Annotated in this window: 15 protein-coding genes; 10 read left to right on the plus strand and 5 right to left on the minus strand. The window is 40.2% G+C overall.

Annotated features, from left to right (window positions below):
* Window positions 1–170: 170 nt before the first annotated feature.
* On the minus strand, window positions 171–1,709 hold the full coding sequence (locus B4U84_RS18035) for a SulP family inorganic anion transporter (RefSeq protein WP_131119859.1): 1,539 nt from the start codon (window positions 1,707–1,709) through the stop codon (window positions 171–173).
* 324 nt (window positions 1,710–2,033) lie between these two features.
* Between B4U84_RS18035 and B4U84_RS18040 the strand changes: the two genes are divergently transcribed.
* Entirely contained in the window at window positions 2,034–2,864 is an 831-nt protein-coding gene (locus B4U84_RS18040) for a carbohydrate ABC transporter permease (RefSeq protein ID WP_044449351.1), read from the plus strand.
* On the opposite strand, the gene B4U84_RS18045 is transcribed toward B4U84_RS18040, so the two are convergent.
* The gene (locus B4U84_RS18045; RefSeq protein ID WP_131119861.1) at window positions 2,831–3,028 is read right to left on the minus strand and encodes a hypothetical protein; all 198 of its coding nucleotides are present in this window, start codon (window positions 3,026–3,028) and stop codon (window positions 2,831–2,833) included. The two genes, B4U84_RS18040 and B4U84_RS18045, sit on opposite strands and share 34 nt — an antisense overlap.
* A 752-nt stretch (window positions 3,029–3,780) precedes the next feature.
* On the opposite strand from B4U84_RS18045, the gene psbV reads away from it, so the two are divergent.
* From psbV to petJ, 3 genes are all read left to right on the plus strand, one after another.
* Window positions 3,781–4,272, plus strand: a complete 492-nt coding sequence (psbV, locus tag B4U84_RS18050; RefSeq protein WP_017310501.1) for a photosystem II cytochrome c-550 — start codon at window positions 3,781–3,783, stop codon at window positions 4,270–4,272.
* 263 nt (window positions 4,273–4,535) lie between these two features.
* A complete protein-coding gene (gene petE / locus B4U84_RS18055) occupies window positions 4,536–4,946 on the plus strand; it encodes a plastocyanin (RefSeq protein WP_017310502.1) in 411 nt (136 codons plus the stop codon).
* Window positions 4,947–5,338: 392 nt separating this feature from the next.
* Complete coding sequence (petJ, locus tag B4U84_RS18060) at window positions 5,339–5,671, plus strand: cytochrome c6 PetJ (protein WP_131119863.1); 333 nt, start codon at window positions 5,339–5,341, stop codon at window positions 5,669–5,671.
* A gap of 75 nt (window positions 5,672–5,746) precedes the next feature.
* On the opposite strand, the gene B4U84_RS18065 is transcribed toward petJ, so the two are convergent.
* On the minus strand, window positions 5,747–7,249 hold the full coding sequence (locus B4U84_RS18065) for a hypothetical protein (RefSeq protein WP_017310504.1): 1,503 nt from the start codon (window positions 7,247–7,249) through the stop codon (window positions 5,747–5,749).
* A gap of 851 nt (window positions 7,250–8,100) precedes the next feature.
* On the opposite strand from B4U84_RS18065, the gene B4U84_RS18070 reads away from it, so the two are divergent.
* Both B4U84_RS18070 and B4U84_RS18075 read left to right on the plus strand, forming a co-directional pair.
* On the plus strand, window positions 8,101–10,140 hold the full coding sequence (locus B4U84_RS18070) for a serine/threonine-protein kinase (protein WP_131119865.1): 2,040 nt from the start codon (window positions 8,101–8,103) through the stop codon (window positions 10,138–10,140).
* A 169-nt stretch (window positions 10,141–10,309) separates the two neighbouring features.
* Window positions 10,310–11,350, plus strand: coding sequence for a WD40 repeat domain-containing protein (locus B4U84_RS18075; RefSeq protein ID WP_017310506.1), 1,041 nt, complete (start codon window positions 10,310–10,312; stop codon window positions 11,348–11,350).
* Window positions 11,351–11,580: 230 nt separating this feature from the next.
* On the opposite strand, the gene B4U84_RS18080 is transcribed toward B4U84_RS18075, so the two are convergent.
* The gene (locus B4U84_RS18080) at window positions 11,581–12,858 is read right to left on the minus strand and encodes a peptidase (RefSeq protein ID WP_131119867.1); all 1,278 of its coding nucleotides are present in this window, start codon (window positions 12,856–12,858) and stop codon (window positions 11,581–11,583) included.
* Window positions 12,859–13,420: 562 nt separating this feature from the next.
* Between B4U84_RS18080 and B4U84_RS18085 the strand changes: the two genes are divergently transcribed.
* Complete coding sequence (locus tag B4U84_RS18085; RefSeq protein WP_131119870.1) at window positions 13,421–15,493, plus strand: serine/threonine-protein kinase; 2,073 nt, start codon at window positions 13,421–13,423, stop codon at window positions 15,491–15,493.
* Window positions 15,494–15,739: 246 nt separating this feature from the next.
* Here the strand turns inward: B4U84_RS18085 and B4U84_RS18090 are convergent, their stop codons facing one another.
* Window positions 15,740–16,252, minus strand: coding sequence for a phosphoribosyltransferase (locus B4U84_RS18090; protein ID WP_017310510.1), 513 nt, complete (start codon window positions 16,250–16,252; stop codon window positions 15,740–15,742).
* A 74-nt stretch (window positions 16,253–16,326) separates the two neighbouring features.
* Between B4U84_RS18090 and B4U84_RS18095 the strand changes: the two genes are divergently transcribed.
* The 3 genes from B4U84_RS18095 (at window position 16,327) to B4U84_RS18105 (ending at window position 19,512) form a co-directional block, all read left to right on the plus strand.
* The gene (locus B4U84_RS18095) at window positions 16,327–17,769 is read left to right on the plus strand and encodes an MFS transporter (protein WP_131119872.1); all 1,443 of its coding nucleotides are present in this window, start codon (window positions 16,327–16,329) and stop codon (window positions 17,767–17,769) included.
* Window positions 17,770–18,075: 306 nt separating this feature from the next.
* Window positions 18,076–18,756 carry a HEAT repeat domain-containing protein gene (locus tag B4U84_RS18100; RefSeq protein WP_131119874.1) on the plus strand — a complete coding sequence of 227 codons (681 nt, stop codon included), beginning with the start codon at window positions 18,076–18,078 and terminating at the stop codon, window positions 18,754–18,756.
* 192 nt (window positions 18,757–18,948) lie between these two features.
* Window positions 18,949–19,512 carry a phycobiliprotein lyase gene (locus tag B4U84_RS18105; RefSeq protein ID WP_131119876.1) on the plus strand — a complete coding sequence of 188 codons (564 nt, stop codon included), beginning with the start codon at window positions 18,949–18,951 and terminating at the stop codon, window positions 19,510–19,512.
* Window positions 19,513–19,516: the final 4 nt, after the last annotated feature.

A 19,516-nucleotide genomic window follows, 5' to 3' on the forward strand; every position in this document is an offset into this window, starting at 1 on the left:
ATTTCTGGGTTCGCCGAAATCATTTCTGGGTTCGCCGAAATCATTTCTGGGTTCGCCGAAATCATTTCTTGATGCACCGAAATCATTTCTTGATGCACCGAAATCATTTTTGGGTTCACTGATAACTGATAAGTTGTCTCCCTTGTCCAGAATGTCTTCCTTGTCCCCAATCAAGCCACTTGACTAGAACTTGATCTCAAATTAACAACGTGTTCTGGGACTCCAGATTTACAAACAGTTGTGTGGCTATCATGATTTAGCCCAGCGATTGTGACATGCTTATTGAGGCGGTGATATTTACTTACTACCTTGGCGATCGCATTGGCTGCGGCCTGATCCCATACATGGGAACGATGAAAATCAATGACTACGTTGTCTGTATCTGTAGTATATTCAAACAATTCTACAAACTGGTTCGCGGAACCAAAGAACAATTGACCGTGAATGTAATACACTTTGTTTTCATCACGATCAATGCTGACTGTAGTCCCAATTTGAGATGCTTGCCAGCCAAATATTAATAAGTTCAGAATTACTCCTGCTAGTACGCCTTTAGCTAAGTCATGTGTAACTAGTGCAACTATGACTGTAAAAGGCATGACTAATGCTTCTGGTAGTGGTGTCTTCCGTAATACCTTCAAAGACTTCCAGTCGAATGTTTCAAAGGACACCATAATCATCACACCAACCAATGCAGCCATGGGAATTTGCTGTACAATATCCCGCAGTACGAAGATAGAAAACAACAAAAACGCACCAGAAACGAAGGTAGATAAACGTCCTTTCGCACCACATCTAGTATTGATAACAGATTGTCCGACCATACCACAGCCTGCCATCCCACCCATTAAGCCAGTAACTGCATTAGCTATTCCTTGACCTTTTGTTTCTCGATTCTTAGAGGTGCGAGTGTCAGTCAGTTCATCGACCAAAGCAGCTGTTAACAATGATTCTAATAGTCCGACGATCGCTAATGTCAGTGAGTAAGGTAGAATAATCATGAATGTTTCTGGGGAGAAACTAACCTGGGGTATATGTAACACAGGTAAGTTGCGTGTAATTTCTCCAATATCTCCGACTCTACGAATATCCAAATCCATTGCGATCGCAACAATGGTCATAGCAATAATTGCTATAAGTGGTGAAGGAATGCTCTTTGTCAGACGTGGAAATAAGTAGACAATCGCCAGTGTGACGGCTACCATCACATACATTTGCCAAGGTTCCCCAGCAAATAACCTTAACTGAGCGGTAAAAATGAGAATTCCTAAAGCATTAACAAATCCAGCAATGGCAGATTGAGGAATAAAACTGAAGCATCTTTCTAACTTCAAAACCCCAATTGAAAATTGAATAATTCCTGTCAAAATGGTAGCAGCAAATAAATATTCAACTCCATGCTTTTCAACCAATGTTGTCATCAGTAACGCCATTGAGCCAGTTGCCGCTGATATCATAGCTGGGCGTCCTCCTACCAAGGAAATGATCACTGCCATACAAAAAGATGTATACAGTGCTACCATGGGGTTAACTTTGGCGATCGCGGCAAATGCCAAAGATTCTGGAATCAGCGCTAATGCTACTGTTGCACCTGCAAGTACCTCAGTTTTAATTTTAGATAGATGCAGATTACTCGTTATTTTTCTCTGCAAGCATTGAATTTTTGTTCCCTGTTTTTTGTTAGGGTTTTCTCGTCGATGGAAAAGCATATCTAACCCTGCTACTGTGGTATGGCTGTGTAGCTCTGAATTGGCAAACTAAAAATTAATTGCTTCAAAAATGTAATTAATGCAGATATCATCAAGTGTTTGATAGACCTGTATGAACCAATGAAAGGCAAGTGCATTAGTATTAGATAAAAATCAAAACTAAGCTATTTTTACACTATTAAAGCCATATATTTCCGATATATTTGTCAAGCAATTATGATTTTGATTTCCTCTTCATACTGTGATGAATATGTATAAAATTTCAATCAAGGCATTGATATTGACCCTATAAACCCTAAATTACGACTCTCTCTAGTTAGCTTTATGAAATTTTCTTTACCAATAGGAAAGGGACTTTTGTATGTCCTGTTGACGCTGTACGCTATAGTCACCATCATCCCGTTTTTGTGGGCGCTTTCGGCATCCTTTAAACCTCTATCTGAAATAGTTAGCGGCGCAGCTAATTTTTTACCTCAAAACTTTACTCTTGAAAATTACAAGCAAATTTTTCTGCAAGAACCACTATTTCTGCGTTGGTTGTTCAATAGTGTAGTTATTGCGATTTGCGTCACTATTTTAAACTTGCTGTTCAATTCAATGGCTGGTTATGCCCTAGCAAGATTGCGGTTTCGGGGTAGACATTTTTGGTTTTTACTGATTTTGGCAGTACTCGCAGTACCAGCACAAGTCACACTCATTCCAACATTTTTGATTTTAAAAGCTTTCGGCTGGCTGAATTCCTATCAAGGTATGATTGTTCCAAGTATGGTGAATGCCACTTTTATTTTCATGATGCGGCAGTTTTTTGTTAATTTTCCTAAAGAATTAGAGGAAGCTGCTGCACTTGACGGTTTAGCTCCTTTGGGAATTTTCTGGCGTATTGTTTTACCTTTGGCAAAACCAGCATTGGCGGCGCAGGTAGTTTTTGTTTTTATGGGTAGTTGGAATAATTTCTTGTTGCCTGTGGTGATACTGTTTGATCCGGAGATGTTTACTCTGCCTTTGGGTTTGAATTCTTTCAAAGGTCAGTATATTAGCTATTGGAACTACATCATGGCAGCTTCAATGGTGTTTACTCTGCCAGCTTTAGCTATTTATGCTTTTTTCAATCGGTACTTTATTCAAAGTGTGACTTTTACAGGAGGAAAAGGGTAGGAATTGGAAGGAAGTGTGGGGAGTAATGTAGAGACGCGCTGTTTGAAGCGTCTGGGAAGTGTGGGAAAAATTATTTGACAAGTCTCTTCCAATACCCAATGCTCAATGCCCCATGCCCAATGCTCAATTGCGATCGCAACTTCTTTGACAGTAAAAATACTCATAATTCTATCCTAGTAGTTAGGGCAACAAATTGGCCTCCTAACGTGATATTTGTATAACAGCGACTTTATCTATAATCTGTCAGTTAACATACTTTATGGGTTGTCAACGACCCAGGTCTGAAGACACTAGGCTTCTAGCCTAAGACTTAAGACGATAGTTGACCAGACTAAGTACTTTGCGTACTACGTTAGAGGCAAGAGTTAAAGACCTACCAAGGAATGCGTAGCTAGTTCCTTGCTCTAGAACCGGGGGATTAAACAGATTTATTGGGTTAAGTCAGTGTCTTTCGGATAGTACCGACCTCTAACATTGTCGAAGCTAACTTTACCCCGCAAGGGAGGCTCTTCGGAGCAAAACCGTTATGTGTACAGGGCGAAAAATCTCAGTTCGTAATTGCCCGAACGAAAGTAGATTGCAAAACTACACGGGCTTGAGTAACCCCAAGGCAGTAATGGGAAATATTCAAGGCGATTAAAATCGCCCGTGTCGTTTCGCTCTCAGGTCGCCCATACTCGCTCGTTTCCCGCATACCGTAAGGTCTTATGACATCCATCCTGTAGGAGGGATTTGATCTGTATGCAACCGATTGCAACCAATATAGTTTAGTTCGTTGTTAGTGGTTGGTGGAACAAACAACAAACAACAAACAACAAACAAAAAACAAAAAAAATTGACAACTGGCAGTTAACAACAAAAGATTGAGTATCGCGAGATTTAGCTGTGTTGAGCGTCAAAATCTTTAAGGGGAAAGATGTTAAAAAGACTCATTGGCATTTTTGTAGCTACTGTGTTGCTGACTTTTCAGTTTGTTGTTGGTAGTGCAACAGCAGTGGAGATAGATCAAGCTTCACGCACAGTACAGTTAAATGAAAAGGGTGATACAGTTGTAATCAGCTTGAAACAGCTTACAGAAGGCAAGCGCTTGTTTAACAATACTTGCTCTCAGTGTCACCCTGGTGGAATCACCAAAACCAACCAGAACGTAGGACTTGATCCTGAAGCTTTGGCATTGGCAACACCACCACGTAATAACATTGAAGGATTAGTGGATTACATGAAAAACCCCACTACCTACGATGGAGAATATGAAATTTCTGAGTTACATCCCAGCATCAAGAGTGCTGATATTTTCACAGAAATGAGAAATCTGACTGATGATGATTTGAAAGCGATCGCTGGCTATATTTTAGTGCAACCGAAAGTAATTGGTATCAAGTGGGGCGGCGGTAAAATTTATTACTAAGTTCCCAGTCACTAACATTAGTAGAGACGCTATTATACTCTTACCTTGAAGCCGCTCTTACGAGTGTCTACGTGTCTGTACAATAGTCATTAGTCTTTTGGTAAGTAGTCCGAGATGATTAGGGCTACTTACGAAAAACTAATGACTATATTTTTGATTATCTTTCCAAAAAAAATTTTACATCTACGACATCTTGTCATATTTGGCGTTAATTTTATCTAAAATGAATAGAGGAAAATAAAACTTGTTGATTGGAGAAGGCTATGAAATTAATTGCGGCCGGCTTGCGTCGCTTTGGTCTAGCGGTATTGACAATCCTTTTAGTTGTTGGTAGCTTTGCTGTTTTCACTCCTAGTGCTGCTGCTGATACATATACAGTAAAACTTGGCAGTGATAAGGGAATGCTGGCGTTTGAGCCTGCAAAGTTAACTGTCAAGCCAGGTGACACAATTAAATGGGTAAACAACAAAGTTCCTCCCCACAATGTTGTATTTGATCCTGCCCAGTCAAAAAGTGCTGATTTAGCAAAAGCTTGGACTCACAAGCAGTTGTTCATGAGTCCTGGGCAAGAGTATGAAACCACAATCCCCGCAGATGCTCCCAAGGGTGACTATACCTTCTACTGCGATCCTCACCGTGGTGCTGGCATGGCTGGTAAACTGACTGTTGAATAATTAGCAGACTCTGTGGAAAACTAGACTTGGTATACTCTTTGAGTGATGTTTTGCCACACTAAAAGAGAATGCACACTTAACTTAAACACGATGACGAGTCTGATTCCTACTGTTGATGGTACTACAAGCCAAATGGCAAACTAGCGAATAGACTCGTCATCTGATTTTAGATTTTAGATTTTAGATTTTAGATTTTAGAAAACGGGGCATTTTGGCCCTCCTGTTGTAAGTGCTTTGCGTCCCCGAAAGGTAGCAAAAACTCCCACCACTAAAAGCGGGTAGAGTGTCAATAAAGTCGTGCCTGTTGACTAGGCCTTGAAAGCTTTGAACAACCATAGAATATTACTGAAAGGATTTTTCAATGGCTGGAAGCTTATTGCGAGGTCAAGACTTTGAGATTAGTATTATTAATTTTGCTATTGTTTATTTTTATATTTATCAGTCCAGCACAGGCGGCCGAAATTTCTCCTGCTGCCAAAATATTTGCTTCTAACTGTGCCTCTTGTCATATTGGTGGTGGGAATGTCCTCATCGCTGAGAAAACCTTGAGAAAAGAAGCCTTGCAAAAGTATTTGGAAAATTACGATGTTAACTCACTAACAGCAATTATTCACCAAGTCAAAAACGGCAAAAATGCTATGCCTGCTTTTAAAAGCAAATTAAGCGAAGATGAAATTATCGAAGTAGCTAGTTACGTTTTTCAAAAAGCAGAACAGGGTTGGTAATCAGTTATCAGTTATCAGTTATCAGTTATCAGTTATCAGTTATCAGCAATTTGTTAACTGATAACTGTTCACTGTTTACTGTTGATTTGAGTTTTCTCTTTCCTGTTTAACTTGACGTAGCTGTTGTATCAGTTTTTGGTTGGAATTTTGACTGTTGTTATTAACTTGTGGTTGGGATAGTTTTGGTATGGGTTGAGTCTGATTTGTTCCTACTTGGGCTGATTGTATGGGTTGCTGCTGTTGGGGTGATGATTGATTTTGTGGAAGCGATCGCAAACGCTGTTTTAAATCCTGTTGTTCACTGGGGGATAACTGTGTTTTGGGTGTTTCCAAAATCGGCAATTTTTGAGGAACAAGTGCAGGTAATTTTGATGGAGTAGCTGTTACGGGATTTATATTATTATTCGGTAAGAAAGAGAGTCGAAATGGATAATACTGGGGTTTGCCATTAGCCTGCACAGGATTTTTCTGGAAATAGTCCCTAAAATATTCCCGCGCTGCGACTTGAAGGCTAGATGAAACTGAATTATCAAGAAATTCTATAGATTCTACTTTGCCGTCAGAGTATACCAAACCGCCCTCTATTTTGCCTTCCTGACCTCTTTGACCGCTAACGGTTTCGGAGATCAGTTTTTTGGTTTCAATGTTGGGGTATTGATCTCTGACTTTTCGCAATTGATCATTTAGAGAATTGATTTTCGCGATTTGCTGTGCCGTCTGGGATGTTGTTGCTGTTGATGGTAAATTGGGTGTCTGAGGTATTGTAGACTGCTGTGATTGCCATTGTGGTAGGTTTGTACCTCCCATTGCTAGGTTACTTCCTGATTGTGGAGTACTTATAGCAACTGGAAATTCCTGATTTGGCAATCCACTGGCAGGATTGGAGTTAGGAGTACTAGAGTTATTGGAATAAACCGAAGTCGGCGTGTTAGGTAAATTAGTGGGGATGTTAGCAGCTTGTATATCCGGCAAGTTTGTGGGGTATTGGGAGTTAGAAGAATTGACAGAAGAAGGTAGTGGTTGTGGTTTTCCTAAGTCAATTTCATCTTGCAAACGAGAAACTTTCCTGTCATTTACACGGGGAACAGTTGCTGTATTGTTCTGGTTGATGTCAAAATTCGTTTGTTCTATTTGCAACTGGCTCTTCCTTGGTAAAGGTTGGACACTAACTCGATTAGGAGATACGGGAATAGAAGTTAGTGGGGGTTCAACCAGAGAAGTTGGTGATTGCTGTGGGGGTAAAGGTGTTGATTTGAGGGCAAAGTTGGGAAATGGCGGAACTTGCGCTTGTAGAGGAACTTGTCCAACTTGGGGAAGTTTTGCTTGTAAAGGAATCCCTGGTTGCTTGGGAAGCGCAGATGTAGTTGTCTGTGGTAAACGACTTTGATCAGCTTGGTTTAATTCAACAAGTCCGACGCCTGTTTTTGGTGTTTTTGTCTGTTTTGGTTGAGTTTCCATCTGCATCCACGGCAGAAATAATGCGATTACACCGTGGATACCAACAGAGGCTAATACTGCTATCCCTGTTGGCTGACTAAATATTTCTGGTATGCTTTTGAATACGGAAACGTATGACATAGTTGTTATCGTTCACTCGGCTTGATTAAAGTAAGCTGACAGACCTAATCTTTGACTCAAGTAATCTCTCTTTTGTAAGTGCGTTCCTCTACAAATAATAACTTCCTGCGTCATCAGTCAAAACAGGAAAACTGCAAAACCTTAAAATTATTTTATTAAAATTGATATTATATTGTACTAAAAATTGACTTTGGTCAATCCTAATCTTCAACAATAGTTAACTTTGTTAGCATTGTACAATTATCACAATAGCCCATATCCCCGACTTCTGGGAGAAGTAAGTGGGGGGTAGTGTTGTTAACGAAATATTTAGGAATACTATGGGGAAAATCTAACTAAATCTGAGTTCTATAGTGAAAATTCCAAAAGCTTGTATTCCAAGGTTTAACTTATACATACTTTACGAACTCTTGGTGTTCTGGGTGTCTATGGTAACTCAATCAATTAATACCAATTTCAAAAATGAATGCGATAGATAGACTTACAAAACTCTTATGCACAAAGAGTTTTTCAATCCCAAATCAATAGACACACTTTGGTGCAGCTTTTCGACAGAGTAATCTAAAATTCAAAATGGTATAAATAAGCTTGATCAGTGACCACAATTCAGTTTCTAGAAAGAATTAGAGCAATGAAGTCCTGATGTATCTAAGGCATCAACATTTGACAGTTCAGAATGATATAAATATAGCTTGATATTTACTGATTAATTCATTGAGTAGCTTGTATTCAAAATACTTACAAAAATTTCATAGGGATTTAGTATAATACGAGAGATTATTAATCATATAGACAAATTTTTCAGGGCATCCCTAGCGTCATTTGTCACGCAGTCGTACTTTTTGTAATCAATGATCTGCTGCTTAAATCCTGATTGCCCACATCCCCTTAATCCTGATGGAAAGGAATTCTGCCAAACTTGTAACAGTCCCCTCGTACAACTGTTACGGAAGCGTTTTCGTGTCATCCGTGTGCTTTCAGATGAGGGTGGATTTGGTAGAACTTACTTGGCAGAAGATATAGATAAACTTAACGAACGCTGCGTTATCAAGCAATTAGCGCCTAAATTCCAAGAAAGCTGGGCCCTCTCTAAAGCGATGGATTTATTTCAGAGAGAGGCACAGCGTTTGCAACAACTTGGAGAACATCCGCAAATACCCACTTTATTAGCTTATTTTGAAGAAAACACATATCTCTATTTAGTGCAGCAGTTTATAGATGGACAGAATTTGTTAAAGGAGTTGCAACAAAAAAGAGGGTATAGTGCTAAAGAAATTCGAGACATTTTGTTAGATTTACTACCTGTTTTAAGATTTATTCATGAACGAGGAGTTATTCATAGAGATATCAAGCCACAGAATATTATTCGCCGTAAAAATGATGGGCGTCTATGCTTGATTGATTTTGGTTCTTCCAAACAATTAACAGCGAAAGTACACATACAAATGGGTACTTCGATTGGTTCACATGGCTATTCTGCGATCGAACAAATTAGAGATGGAAAAGCTTACCCAGCCAGCGATTTATTCAGTTTGGGGGCTACTTGTTTTCATCTGTTGACTGGAGTTTCTCCTTTTAAATTGTGGACAGAATATGGCTATGCTTGGGTGCAAGATTGGCAACACTATTTAAAGAGTCCGATCGCCACTGAACTGGCTGAAGTCATTGATAAACTATTAGCAAAAGATACTCAGCAGCGCTATCAATCAGCGGAACAAGTTCTGAAAGCTTTGATGCCTAAGCAGCTATCAGAACGAAAAACACAAATAGCTCACTCGTCGGTAATACTACCACCAACTCAGCCGCCATTTGTACCTAAAAAATACACATTGCTAAGAAATTTATTCTTGCTGAGTTCTTTTGTGATGTTAATCGTGTTGGGTGAATTTTTCTATCGCCAATCGCATCATTTTGACACCTCTGTCTCCTCTCGTTTTGGTCAATCAGGTAACACACCAACAAATACTGAAGGAATTCTGCCCCAATCGTCTAAACTGCCTATGGGGAATTTTTATTTGGCGCATACTTTCAAATCGCCGTCTAAATCGGTTTTGTCTGTTGCGATTAGCCCAGATGATAAAACAATTGTCAGCAACAGTGGGGACACGATTAAACTTTGGAGTTTAACCACCGGACAGGAAATTATAACTTTGAAAGGGCATAGCGATCGCGTTAATGTTGTTAGCATCACCCCAGATGGACAAACCTTGGTTAGTGGTAGTGAAGATAAAACCATCAAACTCTGGAATTTGGCTAGAGGACAAGAAATCCGAACCTTTGAGGGACGTACAAATTCAGTTCATACTCTGGTCATTAGCCCGGATGGTAATCTTGTAGCCAACGGTAGCGACGATAACACGATTAAATTATGGGATTTGGCAACTGGCCAAGAAATTCGCACTTTTAATGGTCATACCTCTTGGGTGCGGTCTATCGTCTTCAGTCCTGATCAAAAAACATTGATCAGTGGTAGTCGCGATCAAACTATCAAAATTTGGGATGTGACAACCGGAAACGAAATTCGTACTCTTACAGGACATACCCAAGCTGTAACATCCATCGCCATTACGCCAGATGGAAAAACCCTGATCAGTGGAAGTGATGATAAAACCATCAAAATTTGGGATTTGACAACCGGAAAAGAAATTCGTACCCTTGTCGGTCATTCTGGAGGAGTTCGCTCTGTGGCCCTGAGTCCAGATGGCCAAACTCTTGCTAGCGGTAGTGGCGATAAGACTATTAAATTGTGGAATATAAATACAGGCGAACAAATTCGCACTCTAGCAGGACACGGTGACGGAGTTCAGTCTCTAGCTTTTAGTCAAAATGGCAACATCCTAGTCAGTTGCGGTTTTGACAATATAATCAAAATTTGGCGAGTCTCAACTTAATCGTTTTTTTACATATAAAAAGTAATGTTAAATATTGACCAATAAATCTGAAAAGTCTTTCATCCAATGGGTAAATAAATTTATCCCCAGGAAAATATATAAAATCTCTGGTTTGTGAATTTCACAGCATGAGACCTGAGCAACTGCTGAATTTGCAATATCTGTACAAATGAGCTACTCAAAAATCAAAATCTTAACGGGTGCGGCGATCATACTTTTAGGTTCTGGAGGAACTTGGCTGTGGCAATCTGCTCCAGCTGCCACCAGCTTGTCTCCTGAAAGCTTTAGTCAGCCGAATAAAACGGCATGGACAAATGTTGGGGTCGGCGACGCTCTCACCCTCAAAGGACATGCTTACCCCGTTTGGTCTGTGGCGATGAGTCCAGATGGTAAAAAACTTGCTTCCGCAAGCACAGACAAAACTATCAAAATTTGGGATACAGAAACAGGGTCAGAATTGCACACTTTGAGGGGGCATTCTGAATGGATTAACTCTGTTGCTATTAGTCCTGATGGCAAAATTCTCGCATCTGCCAGTGCAGATAATACCATCAAAATTTGGGATTTGCAAACAGGAAAATTAGTTCAGACTTTAAAAGGACATCTAGCCTCAGTTCAGTCTATCGCCTTCAGTTCAGATAACCAAACTTTAGTTAGTGGCAGTTGGGATCAGAGCATTAAAGTATGGGATGTAGCCACAGGCAAACAAATTCGTACCCTTAAAGGAGATTGTGACGTAGTAGATGCGATCGCTATTAGCCCCGACAGGAATACAGTTGCTAGTAGTAGTTACTTTGAAAACAGTGTAAAGCTGTGGAATTTACACACAGGAAAACAAATTCGCGTCTTGAGAGGTAACACACAGGCTGTTCATTCCCTTGCTTTTACCCCTGATAGCAATACTTTGGCAACTGGTAGCTGGGATAACACAATCAAACTATGGAATTTAAAGACAGGTAAAGAAAGTCACACAATGACAGGTCATACCAACAAGGTTTGGTCTGTCAGCTTTAGTCCAGATGGGAAAACTTTGGCTAGTGGTAGTTGGGACAAGACCATTAAACTTTGGAATGTGAACACAGGAGAAGAAATTCGCACCCTCAAAGGACATGACGACAAAGTTTGGTCTGTGGCCTTTAGTGCTGATGGTAATTCTGTTGCAAGTAGCAGTTTGGACAAAACGATCAAGATTTGGCGGGTATCGCAGTAAATATTGTTGATAGTTGGTAGTTGGTAGTTGATTGTTACTAGGAAAACAATCAACTACCAGATATTACTTAACTCTCAACTTGCACCTAGTCCGAAATTAAAATTTGAACTGAAAGCTAAAGTCGGCTTTTAACCGACTGGCTCAAGTTTGAACCCATTAAAATGGGTTTGAGCTTTGATCCGAAAATTTATTTTACCGCTGATTCCAGCTGGTGCAAGATATCACCATAATTAAAAAATAGTCAATCGATATGTACCTGTTCGTTGAGGAACAGAGGAAATGACCACAACATAATAAGCTCCATCTTCAGGTAACTTAGCTCGATCAATCAAAGCAGTATATCTACCATCTTTATCATTATCCGCCGCAATGACTTGACCTTTGGAATTAAGCAGAACGATGTAGGGAGAAAACTGTTCTAGGACGCTATCTACACGTATGCTCACAAGTTGGTCTTTTTTACCCTCAAATCTAGAAACACTGTAAGGACTGCCATTATTTTTGAGTTTAGAGCCGTTTGCAGCCAATTGATCTGATTCATCAAGAGTGTAACTAGCTCTGTCGTTCCTCAAAGCTAAACTATAGCGACCTATTTCTCCAGGATTACGACTAGTGACTGCGATGGTATAAACACCTCTAGCAGGTAGTCTGACAAATAGAAATGCGTCTTTGACTTCCCCATTAATTCCTATTTCCCCACTGCTTCTTTTAGCAAGAACGTTATTGTTGGGGTCAAGCAAAATCATGAATGGATTTAGATTCAGATTGTTAGAACGGCGTTGATCAGCACTACCAATCAGTCTAATTTGAATTAATTGATTTTCTCTGCCTTCAAACTGATAAAAGTGAAAATATCTACCTTGAGATTTAAAATCACCTGGAGCTAAGACACCCAATTGAATGTCTACAAAGTTAATTGGTTTGGCGTTAGGTATTTTGCTACCAGAAACAGGTGATCCGCCAGAATTTCTATTATTATTTGTAGGCTTAATTCTAGAAGGTGAAGAATTAACAGGACGAGGACTCGGTTGTGGCGCTGGTTGAGTATAAGTCGGTTTTGGTGTATTTGGTGTAGAACGACGAGGACTCGGTTGTGGTGCTGGTTGGGTACTGGGAGTACCAGTACCGGAAGGTTGGGGTTTTGGAGATGGTGTTGGAGATGGTGTTGGAGATGGTGTTGGTGTTGTAGTAGAACCAGTACCGGAAGGTTGGGGTTTTGGAGATGGTGTTGGTGTTGGTGTGGGAGGGATGGGAGATTCTATGGGTTGATTAGTTTGAGCAGCTGGGGATGGTTGCGTAACAGGAATTTGCTCAATCGCCTGTTTGACTGCTTCTGGTTGTCTCTCATCTGGTGTTTTAGCAATTATAAATTCTTCCGACTGTTTGGGAATTTCCAACGCAGCCATAGGTAGAGCATAATTTGTGATTAACAAACTACTACTCAAAGAAATAATTAAAGCCAAATCAAATTTATTCCAAAAGTTTTTGTTATTTCTTCTTACGAACATGTCACTCCTCACAATTTTGATGCATAGATAATATATAAAATACAAAAAATTAGTTTTAGAATACTAAAAAACCATAATCATCTTCTTGATCTCAAGGAGATTTTTAAAGAGAAACAATTTTAGTTATTTTAAATTTATAGCATTACTGATAAATAAAATTTTCATTTCAGCTAGTAATAGCTCCTGTTATTCTAACTTTAGATAGTTGTTTTTATTAGATATTGGATATATTCACTCCCTACAAAATATTGTATTTGCTTTGCATAATATTTACTTAACACAAGTATTACTGGTAAATTTTTGATTCATGACTGTACAAGTCTGTAAAAAAATGTTATTTCCGTGCTTGTTTGATAATATATAAAATGTGGACGTAGACATACTAATGCCGGCACCTGTGCTGCTAGCAACCACGATTATAGAAAAAATCCGATACTTTAATTTTAAATTGCCTAGTTACCAATAGATTGATTTTGGAGTCAAAAACTTTGTTTTGGCAAATTAATAGCAAAATGATACGTCATAAATTAACATATACTCAAGCTGCAAATTTCTTGCTAGTATGATTTGCTGCCTAAATCCCGATTGCCAAGATCCCTTAAACCCTGATGATAGCCAATATTGTCAGAATTGCGGAACCCTCCTAGTACCTCTGCTTAGAGGTCACTACCGTGTTATCGATAGATTGTCTGTAGAAGGTGGATTTAGTATCACCTATCTAGCGGAAGATATCGACAAACTAAATGCAAAATGCGTTGTTAAGCAACTCGCCCCAAAAGTCAAAGATACAGGGGCTTTAAAGAAGGCTGTCCAGCTTTTTGAACAGGAAGCCCGACGCCTACAAGAGTTGGGAGAACACCCACAAATTCCCCACCTGCTAGCTTACTTTGAGCAAGATAACTATTTATATTTAGTACAACAATATATAGATGGACAAAATTTACTAAAAGAATTGCAGCAGCAAGGTAGATTTAGCGAGAGAAAAATCCGGGAACTTTTATTAGATTTATTACCAGTTCTGAAATTTATCCATGATCACGGTGTAGTTCACCGAGATATCAAGCCTCAAAATATTATTCGTCGTAAATCCTTGCATCCTTTTGTAGACAGAGATTCAAAAGGAGAGCTAGTATTAATTGATTTTGGAGCCTCAAAGCTACTGACGACAACAGTGCAGCCGAAAATGGGAACAACTATCGGTTCACATGGGTATACTCCCGTTGAACAAATGCAAGATGGAGAGGCCTATCCAGCTAGTGATTTATTTAGCTTGGGCGCCACTTGTTTTTACCTGCTAACTGGAACTTCCCCATCAAAATTGTGGATGCAACAAGGCTATGGCTGGGTGTCATCTTGGTGGCAATATTTTAGTACTCCTAGTAGAGGTGGACTCGCCCTTTCTATGGAGTTGGGTAGGGTTTTGGACAAGCTGCTAAAGATAGAGATTCAAGAGCGCTATCAATCAGCTGATGATGTAATTAAAGATTTATCACGTCAACCATCGCCATTACCAGAACTTGATGAAACTGTATTGTCAGGTTCGCCACAAAATAAAGGCGGATTTTTTCCACTATCAACTAAAAAATTTAAAAATAGATTATTTATTAATGCTGTAATTGTCATATTGGCATTAGCAGGGGTTTGGTATTTTCAGTCTCGTCCACAGGTAACTCAGTCTGCTGATCCTGTTCCACCTCAACAGACTGTGACTGTAACTCAAAAATCTGATGAACCCAGCACTTTAAAAGGACATGCTAGCGATGTTAATTCTGTCGCTTTTGACTTTGATGGGCAAAAACTGGCTAGTGGTAGTGACGACAAAACTATTAAAATTTGGGATTTAGCAACTCAACAAGAAATTCAGACTTTGCGGGGACATTCCCAATGGGTTTGGGGTGTCGTCTTTAGTCCTGATGGAAAAACTCTTGCGAGTGCAAGTGCAGACGAAACAGTTAAATTGTGGGATTTAGCAACCGGAAGCGAAATTTTCACCTTCAAGGGACACAAAGCTGGTGTCACTTCTGTAGCTTTTAGTCCTGATGGGAAAATTCTTGCTAGTGCTAGTTTAGACAAGACGATCAAACTGTGGAATGTCAAAACTGGAAAAGAAATTTGCACTCTTGTGGGACATTCGGGGGCGATCGCTTCTGTAGCTTTTAGTCCCGATGGACAAACTGTTGCTAGCGGTAGCTGGGATAAAACTATTAGACTGTGGAATGTCAATACTGCTAAGAATATCCGTACTTTTAAAGGACACTCTGATTTAATTGTTTCCGTGGCTTTTAGTCCTGATGGTACTAGCCTAGCTAGTGGTAGTAAGGACAAAACTATTAAACTGTGGAACTTGGCAACAGGAAAAGCAACTCTAACTTTAAAAGCCCATACTGATAAAGTCAATTCTGTTGCTTTTGTATCTAATACTGCTAACAATAAATCTTTAGATACAGTGAGTCTCGTCAGTGGTAGTAGTGACAATACGATTAAACTCTGGAATCTAAAAACAGCAAAAGAAATTCGTACTCTCAAAAGAGACTCTGGATATATTTATTCTGTTGCGATTAGTCCAGATGGAAATACTGTTGCTGGTGGGGGTAGTGCAGAGAATATTATTAAGGTTTGGCGAGTGCAAGAATGAGTTTGGGGATTGGGGTTACACCCCTGATACCATTTCACGAAAAACCTGATACAAATACAGACCCTGTACCAGACGCGATATATCACGTCTGGTACAAAATTTATATGGATCGTGATTAACGTGAAATGGTATGAGCAACGTTTTTTCGTCATTCCACCAAATGTAGAGACGCGTTCGCTTTTAGCGTTCCCGCAGGGTAATTTCGCGTCTGTTGAAACTAATTTGTGAACAAATTAATACTCCTTACTAACCACTCACCACTTCCAAGAATTGCGCCGGTTTCATAAACTCATAATGTTCAAATGGTTGATGAATCCAAGGATTGTCAGGGAGATAGTCAACGTAGTAATCAGGTTTGATGACTGAACAAGCTTTATACCAAATAACCGCAGTACGAATTTCTTCTATTGGAGCATCAGAATACATCTTCAACCAAGGTATAGTCTCTTTGAGAGTCACTCCAGAATCTACTAAATCATCTACTAAAAGAATACGCGAACCTAACTTTTCTGTAGTCATTGTCAAATGGCGAGAAAAACTTAAACATGCTCTCTCTTGCTTGCCTGGGCCACTGTAAGATGATGTTGCTAAAATTGCCAATGGCTGTTTATATATACGGGAGAGAATATCTCCCACCCGTAGTCCTCCTCTAGCAATACAGATAATTTGATTGAACTCCCAACCGGATTGATAGATTTGAGCAGCCAGTTGTTCAATTTTGCGGTGATAATCTGACCAAGAAATGTAAAGGTCTGTCATAGTTAGGAAGGTTAATTGCAGCTATTAATAAATGGCAAACCAAACTTCTTATTGTAATATGAGCGTAGTCTAATATGAGCGATTCTGTCCCTGATGCTGATTTCCAGCAAAGTGCTGAGAATGAAAAACTAAACCTTAGTACTAAGCTGGCTTTTGGTGCTGGAGATTTGGGTACAGCAATTACTGCTATGATTGGGATTTCTTATTTGTCACCCTTCCTGACAGATGTAGCTGGCTTGAATCCCCAACTAGCAGGACAGACGCAACTAGTCGGTAAAGTCTGGGATGCAGTCAACGATCCCATGGTGGGAGTATTGAGCGATCGCACTCAAAGCAGTCAGGGAAGACGCTATCCTTGGATGATTTGGGGAGCAATTCCCTTTGGATTTTTCTTTTTTTTGCAGTGGATTGTACCTAACTTTGGTAACAACGAAAATGCAAATCAGTGGGGCTTATTTTGGTATTACACTGCGACTTCAATTTTGTTTAATGCCTTCTATACTGTTGTTAATTTACCATATACAGCTCTGACCGCAGAACTAACCCAAGACTACGATGAACGTACCAGCCTCAACAGTTTTCGTTTTGCTTTTTCAATTGGTGGAAGCATTTTTGCTGTAGTTCTTGGATTAATTATTTCTCTGATCATTCCTAATAACCGCAGCTTACAATTTTTCTTATTGGGGTTAATTTGTGCGATTCTTTCTGTTTTCCCCATATATTGGTGTGTCTGGGGAACGAAAAAACGCGCTCAAGCTATGGCAAATTTACACCCACAGATAGAACAAACTGTTTCAATTCCCTTTTTGCAACAACTCAAAATCGCTTTTACTAATCGCCCTTTTTTATTTGTAGTCGGTATATATCTTTGTTCTTGGTTAGCAGTCCAACTCACCGCTGGAATTGTTCCTTATTTTGTTGTTAATTGGATGCGTCTTCCACAATGGCACTACAATTTAGTGCTGTTAACAATACAAGGAACTGCTATGGCCATGCTATTTGTGTGGAGTGCCATCAGTAGGCGTGTTGGTAAACGAGCTGTTTATTGTATGGGTATGACTATGTGGATTATTGCTCAGGCTGGATTATTTTTTATGAAGCCAGAGCAAGTTGTGTTGATGTACTGTCTAGCTGTTTTAGCTGGTTTTGGAGTATCCACAGCTTACTTAGTTCCCTGGTCAATGCTACCAGATGTCATAGAACTAGATGAATTACAAACTGGACAGCGACGAGAAGGCATTTTTTATAGTTTTGTGGTTTTTGTGCAAAAAATCTGTTTGGGATTTGCAGTTAGCTTGATGCTGCAAAGATTAGGTGCAGCTGGATATATTAAACCCACACCACAAATTCCTGTACCAATCCAACCAGATGCAGTCCTAGAAGTAATTCGCGTAACTATTGGCCCATTACCAGCAGTAGCTTTGATTTGTGGCTTAGTTTTGGCATACTTTTACCCAATTACCCGCGAAATGCACGCTGAAGTCTTACTCCAACTTGAGGAAAGGAGGAGGAGATAGGGGAGCGGGGATTGGGGATCGGGGATCGGGGATCGGGAGACAAGGGAAGGGGGACACAGGGGACATAGGAGACAAGGGGGACACGGGGGACACGGGGGACATAGGACATAAGGGGGACATAGGAGATAAGGGGGACACAGGAGAATTTATTCCAATTCCCCGATCCCCGATTCCCGACCCCCGATCCCCGATCCCTGACCCCCAATCCCCGATCCCAACAATCAACCTAAAGATGGTGAATGTATCTGAAAAAACGTAATAATACTTAATAGATATGAAGTAGAAAAAGCCAATTAATTAAACCAAATGGCAGTTCCAAGCTTAGAGGAAATTTCCACTCAATTAGACAGTCCGAATCTGCGCGATCGCATGGTAGCTCTTGCTTCGTTGAAAGATGTACCAGCAGAGGATGCTGTACCTTTAATTAAAAAAGTGTTGGATGATGAGTCTCTGCAATTGCGCTCAATGGCAATATTTGCCTTGGGGATTAAACCAACTTCAGAATGCTACTCTCTTTTGGTAAAAATTCTGGAAACAGATCCAGACTATAGTATTCGTGCTGGTGCTGCTGGTGCGCTGGGATATTTGGGTGATGGAAGGGCTTTTGAGCCTCTCTCAAGAGCATTTTATGAAGATACTGACTGGCTAGTCCGTTTTAGTGCGGCTGTTTCACTAGGTAATCTTAAAGACTCCCGCGCCCGTGAACTCCTTTACCAAGCTTTAGACGGAGAAGAAATCGTACTACAACAAGCAGCGATCGCCGCACTAGGAGAAATTAAAGATATCGACGCAGTAGATCGGATTTTGCGTTTTGCTCAATCTGATGACTGGTTGGTGCGACAACGTTTAGCCGAAACTCTCGGTCAACTTCCCACTGTTAAAAGTGTCTCCGCATTAAAGTATCTAGAAAAAGACAGTAATAGAAACGTCGCTGAATCTGCAAGAATCTCTCTCAAACGATTAGAGGAAGCAGGTTATCAACCTTGATACACAAAATAGCAAATATGTCAATAGAAGGGAGAAAAATTATGTATATTCTCCCTTGTCCTCCCACACTCCCAGACGCGATGAATCGCGTCTCTACATTACTCCCCACTCTCCCTTGTCCCCTACATCCCCCTTCCTGCTACCTTGTAATAAGTGGGATCATCAAGATTTTGACGCAAGGTAATGTGATTCATGAATATTAAAGAGTTTTTTGAGTTAAGTGCTGGTAAATGGTTTTCCCATCGTACTAGTCATCACTTAGCTTTTAAGCAATCAGAGTCTGGCAAATCAGATATCATTATAGAAATGGTGGCAGTAGATCACCCGGAGGTGATCCAACTGTGCGAACAAAATGAAATTGACCCCAAACATGCTTCCTGTGGTGCGAGAGTCACTTGGAAAGGCACAATGCAATGGGATGAAGAAGATCACAAAGGTTCCACGATATTAGTACCTGTGCCGAATGCAGATAATCCCAATGAAGGCAAGTTATTGCGGGAAATGGGCTATGCTGAAAAAATGCCTGTTGCTGGCAGTTACAAGCTCGGTGATGATGAGGCGTTGACCTTAATTACAGAATACGAAACAATGTGGTCTGAAGAGCGCCTCTGGTTTGCTAGCCCCAACTTACGGATGCGAGTCGGTGTCCTGAAGCGCTTCGGTGGCTTCAGTATGGCTTCGTTCACTTCTGAAATTCGCATGGGTGGTGCTGTACCAGAGAAAGAGTCTGAAGCAGCAAATTCAGCATCAAGTTAGTTGA

The organism is Westiellopsis prolifica IICB1, from assembly GCF_004323185.1.
Lineage (GTDB): Bacteria > Cyanobacteriota > Cyanobacteriia > Cyanobacteriales > Nostocaceae > Pelatocladus > Pelatocladus prolificus_A.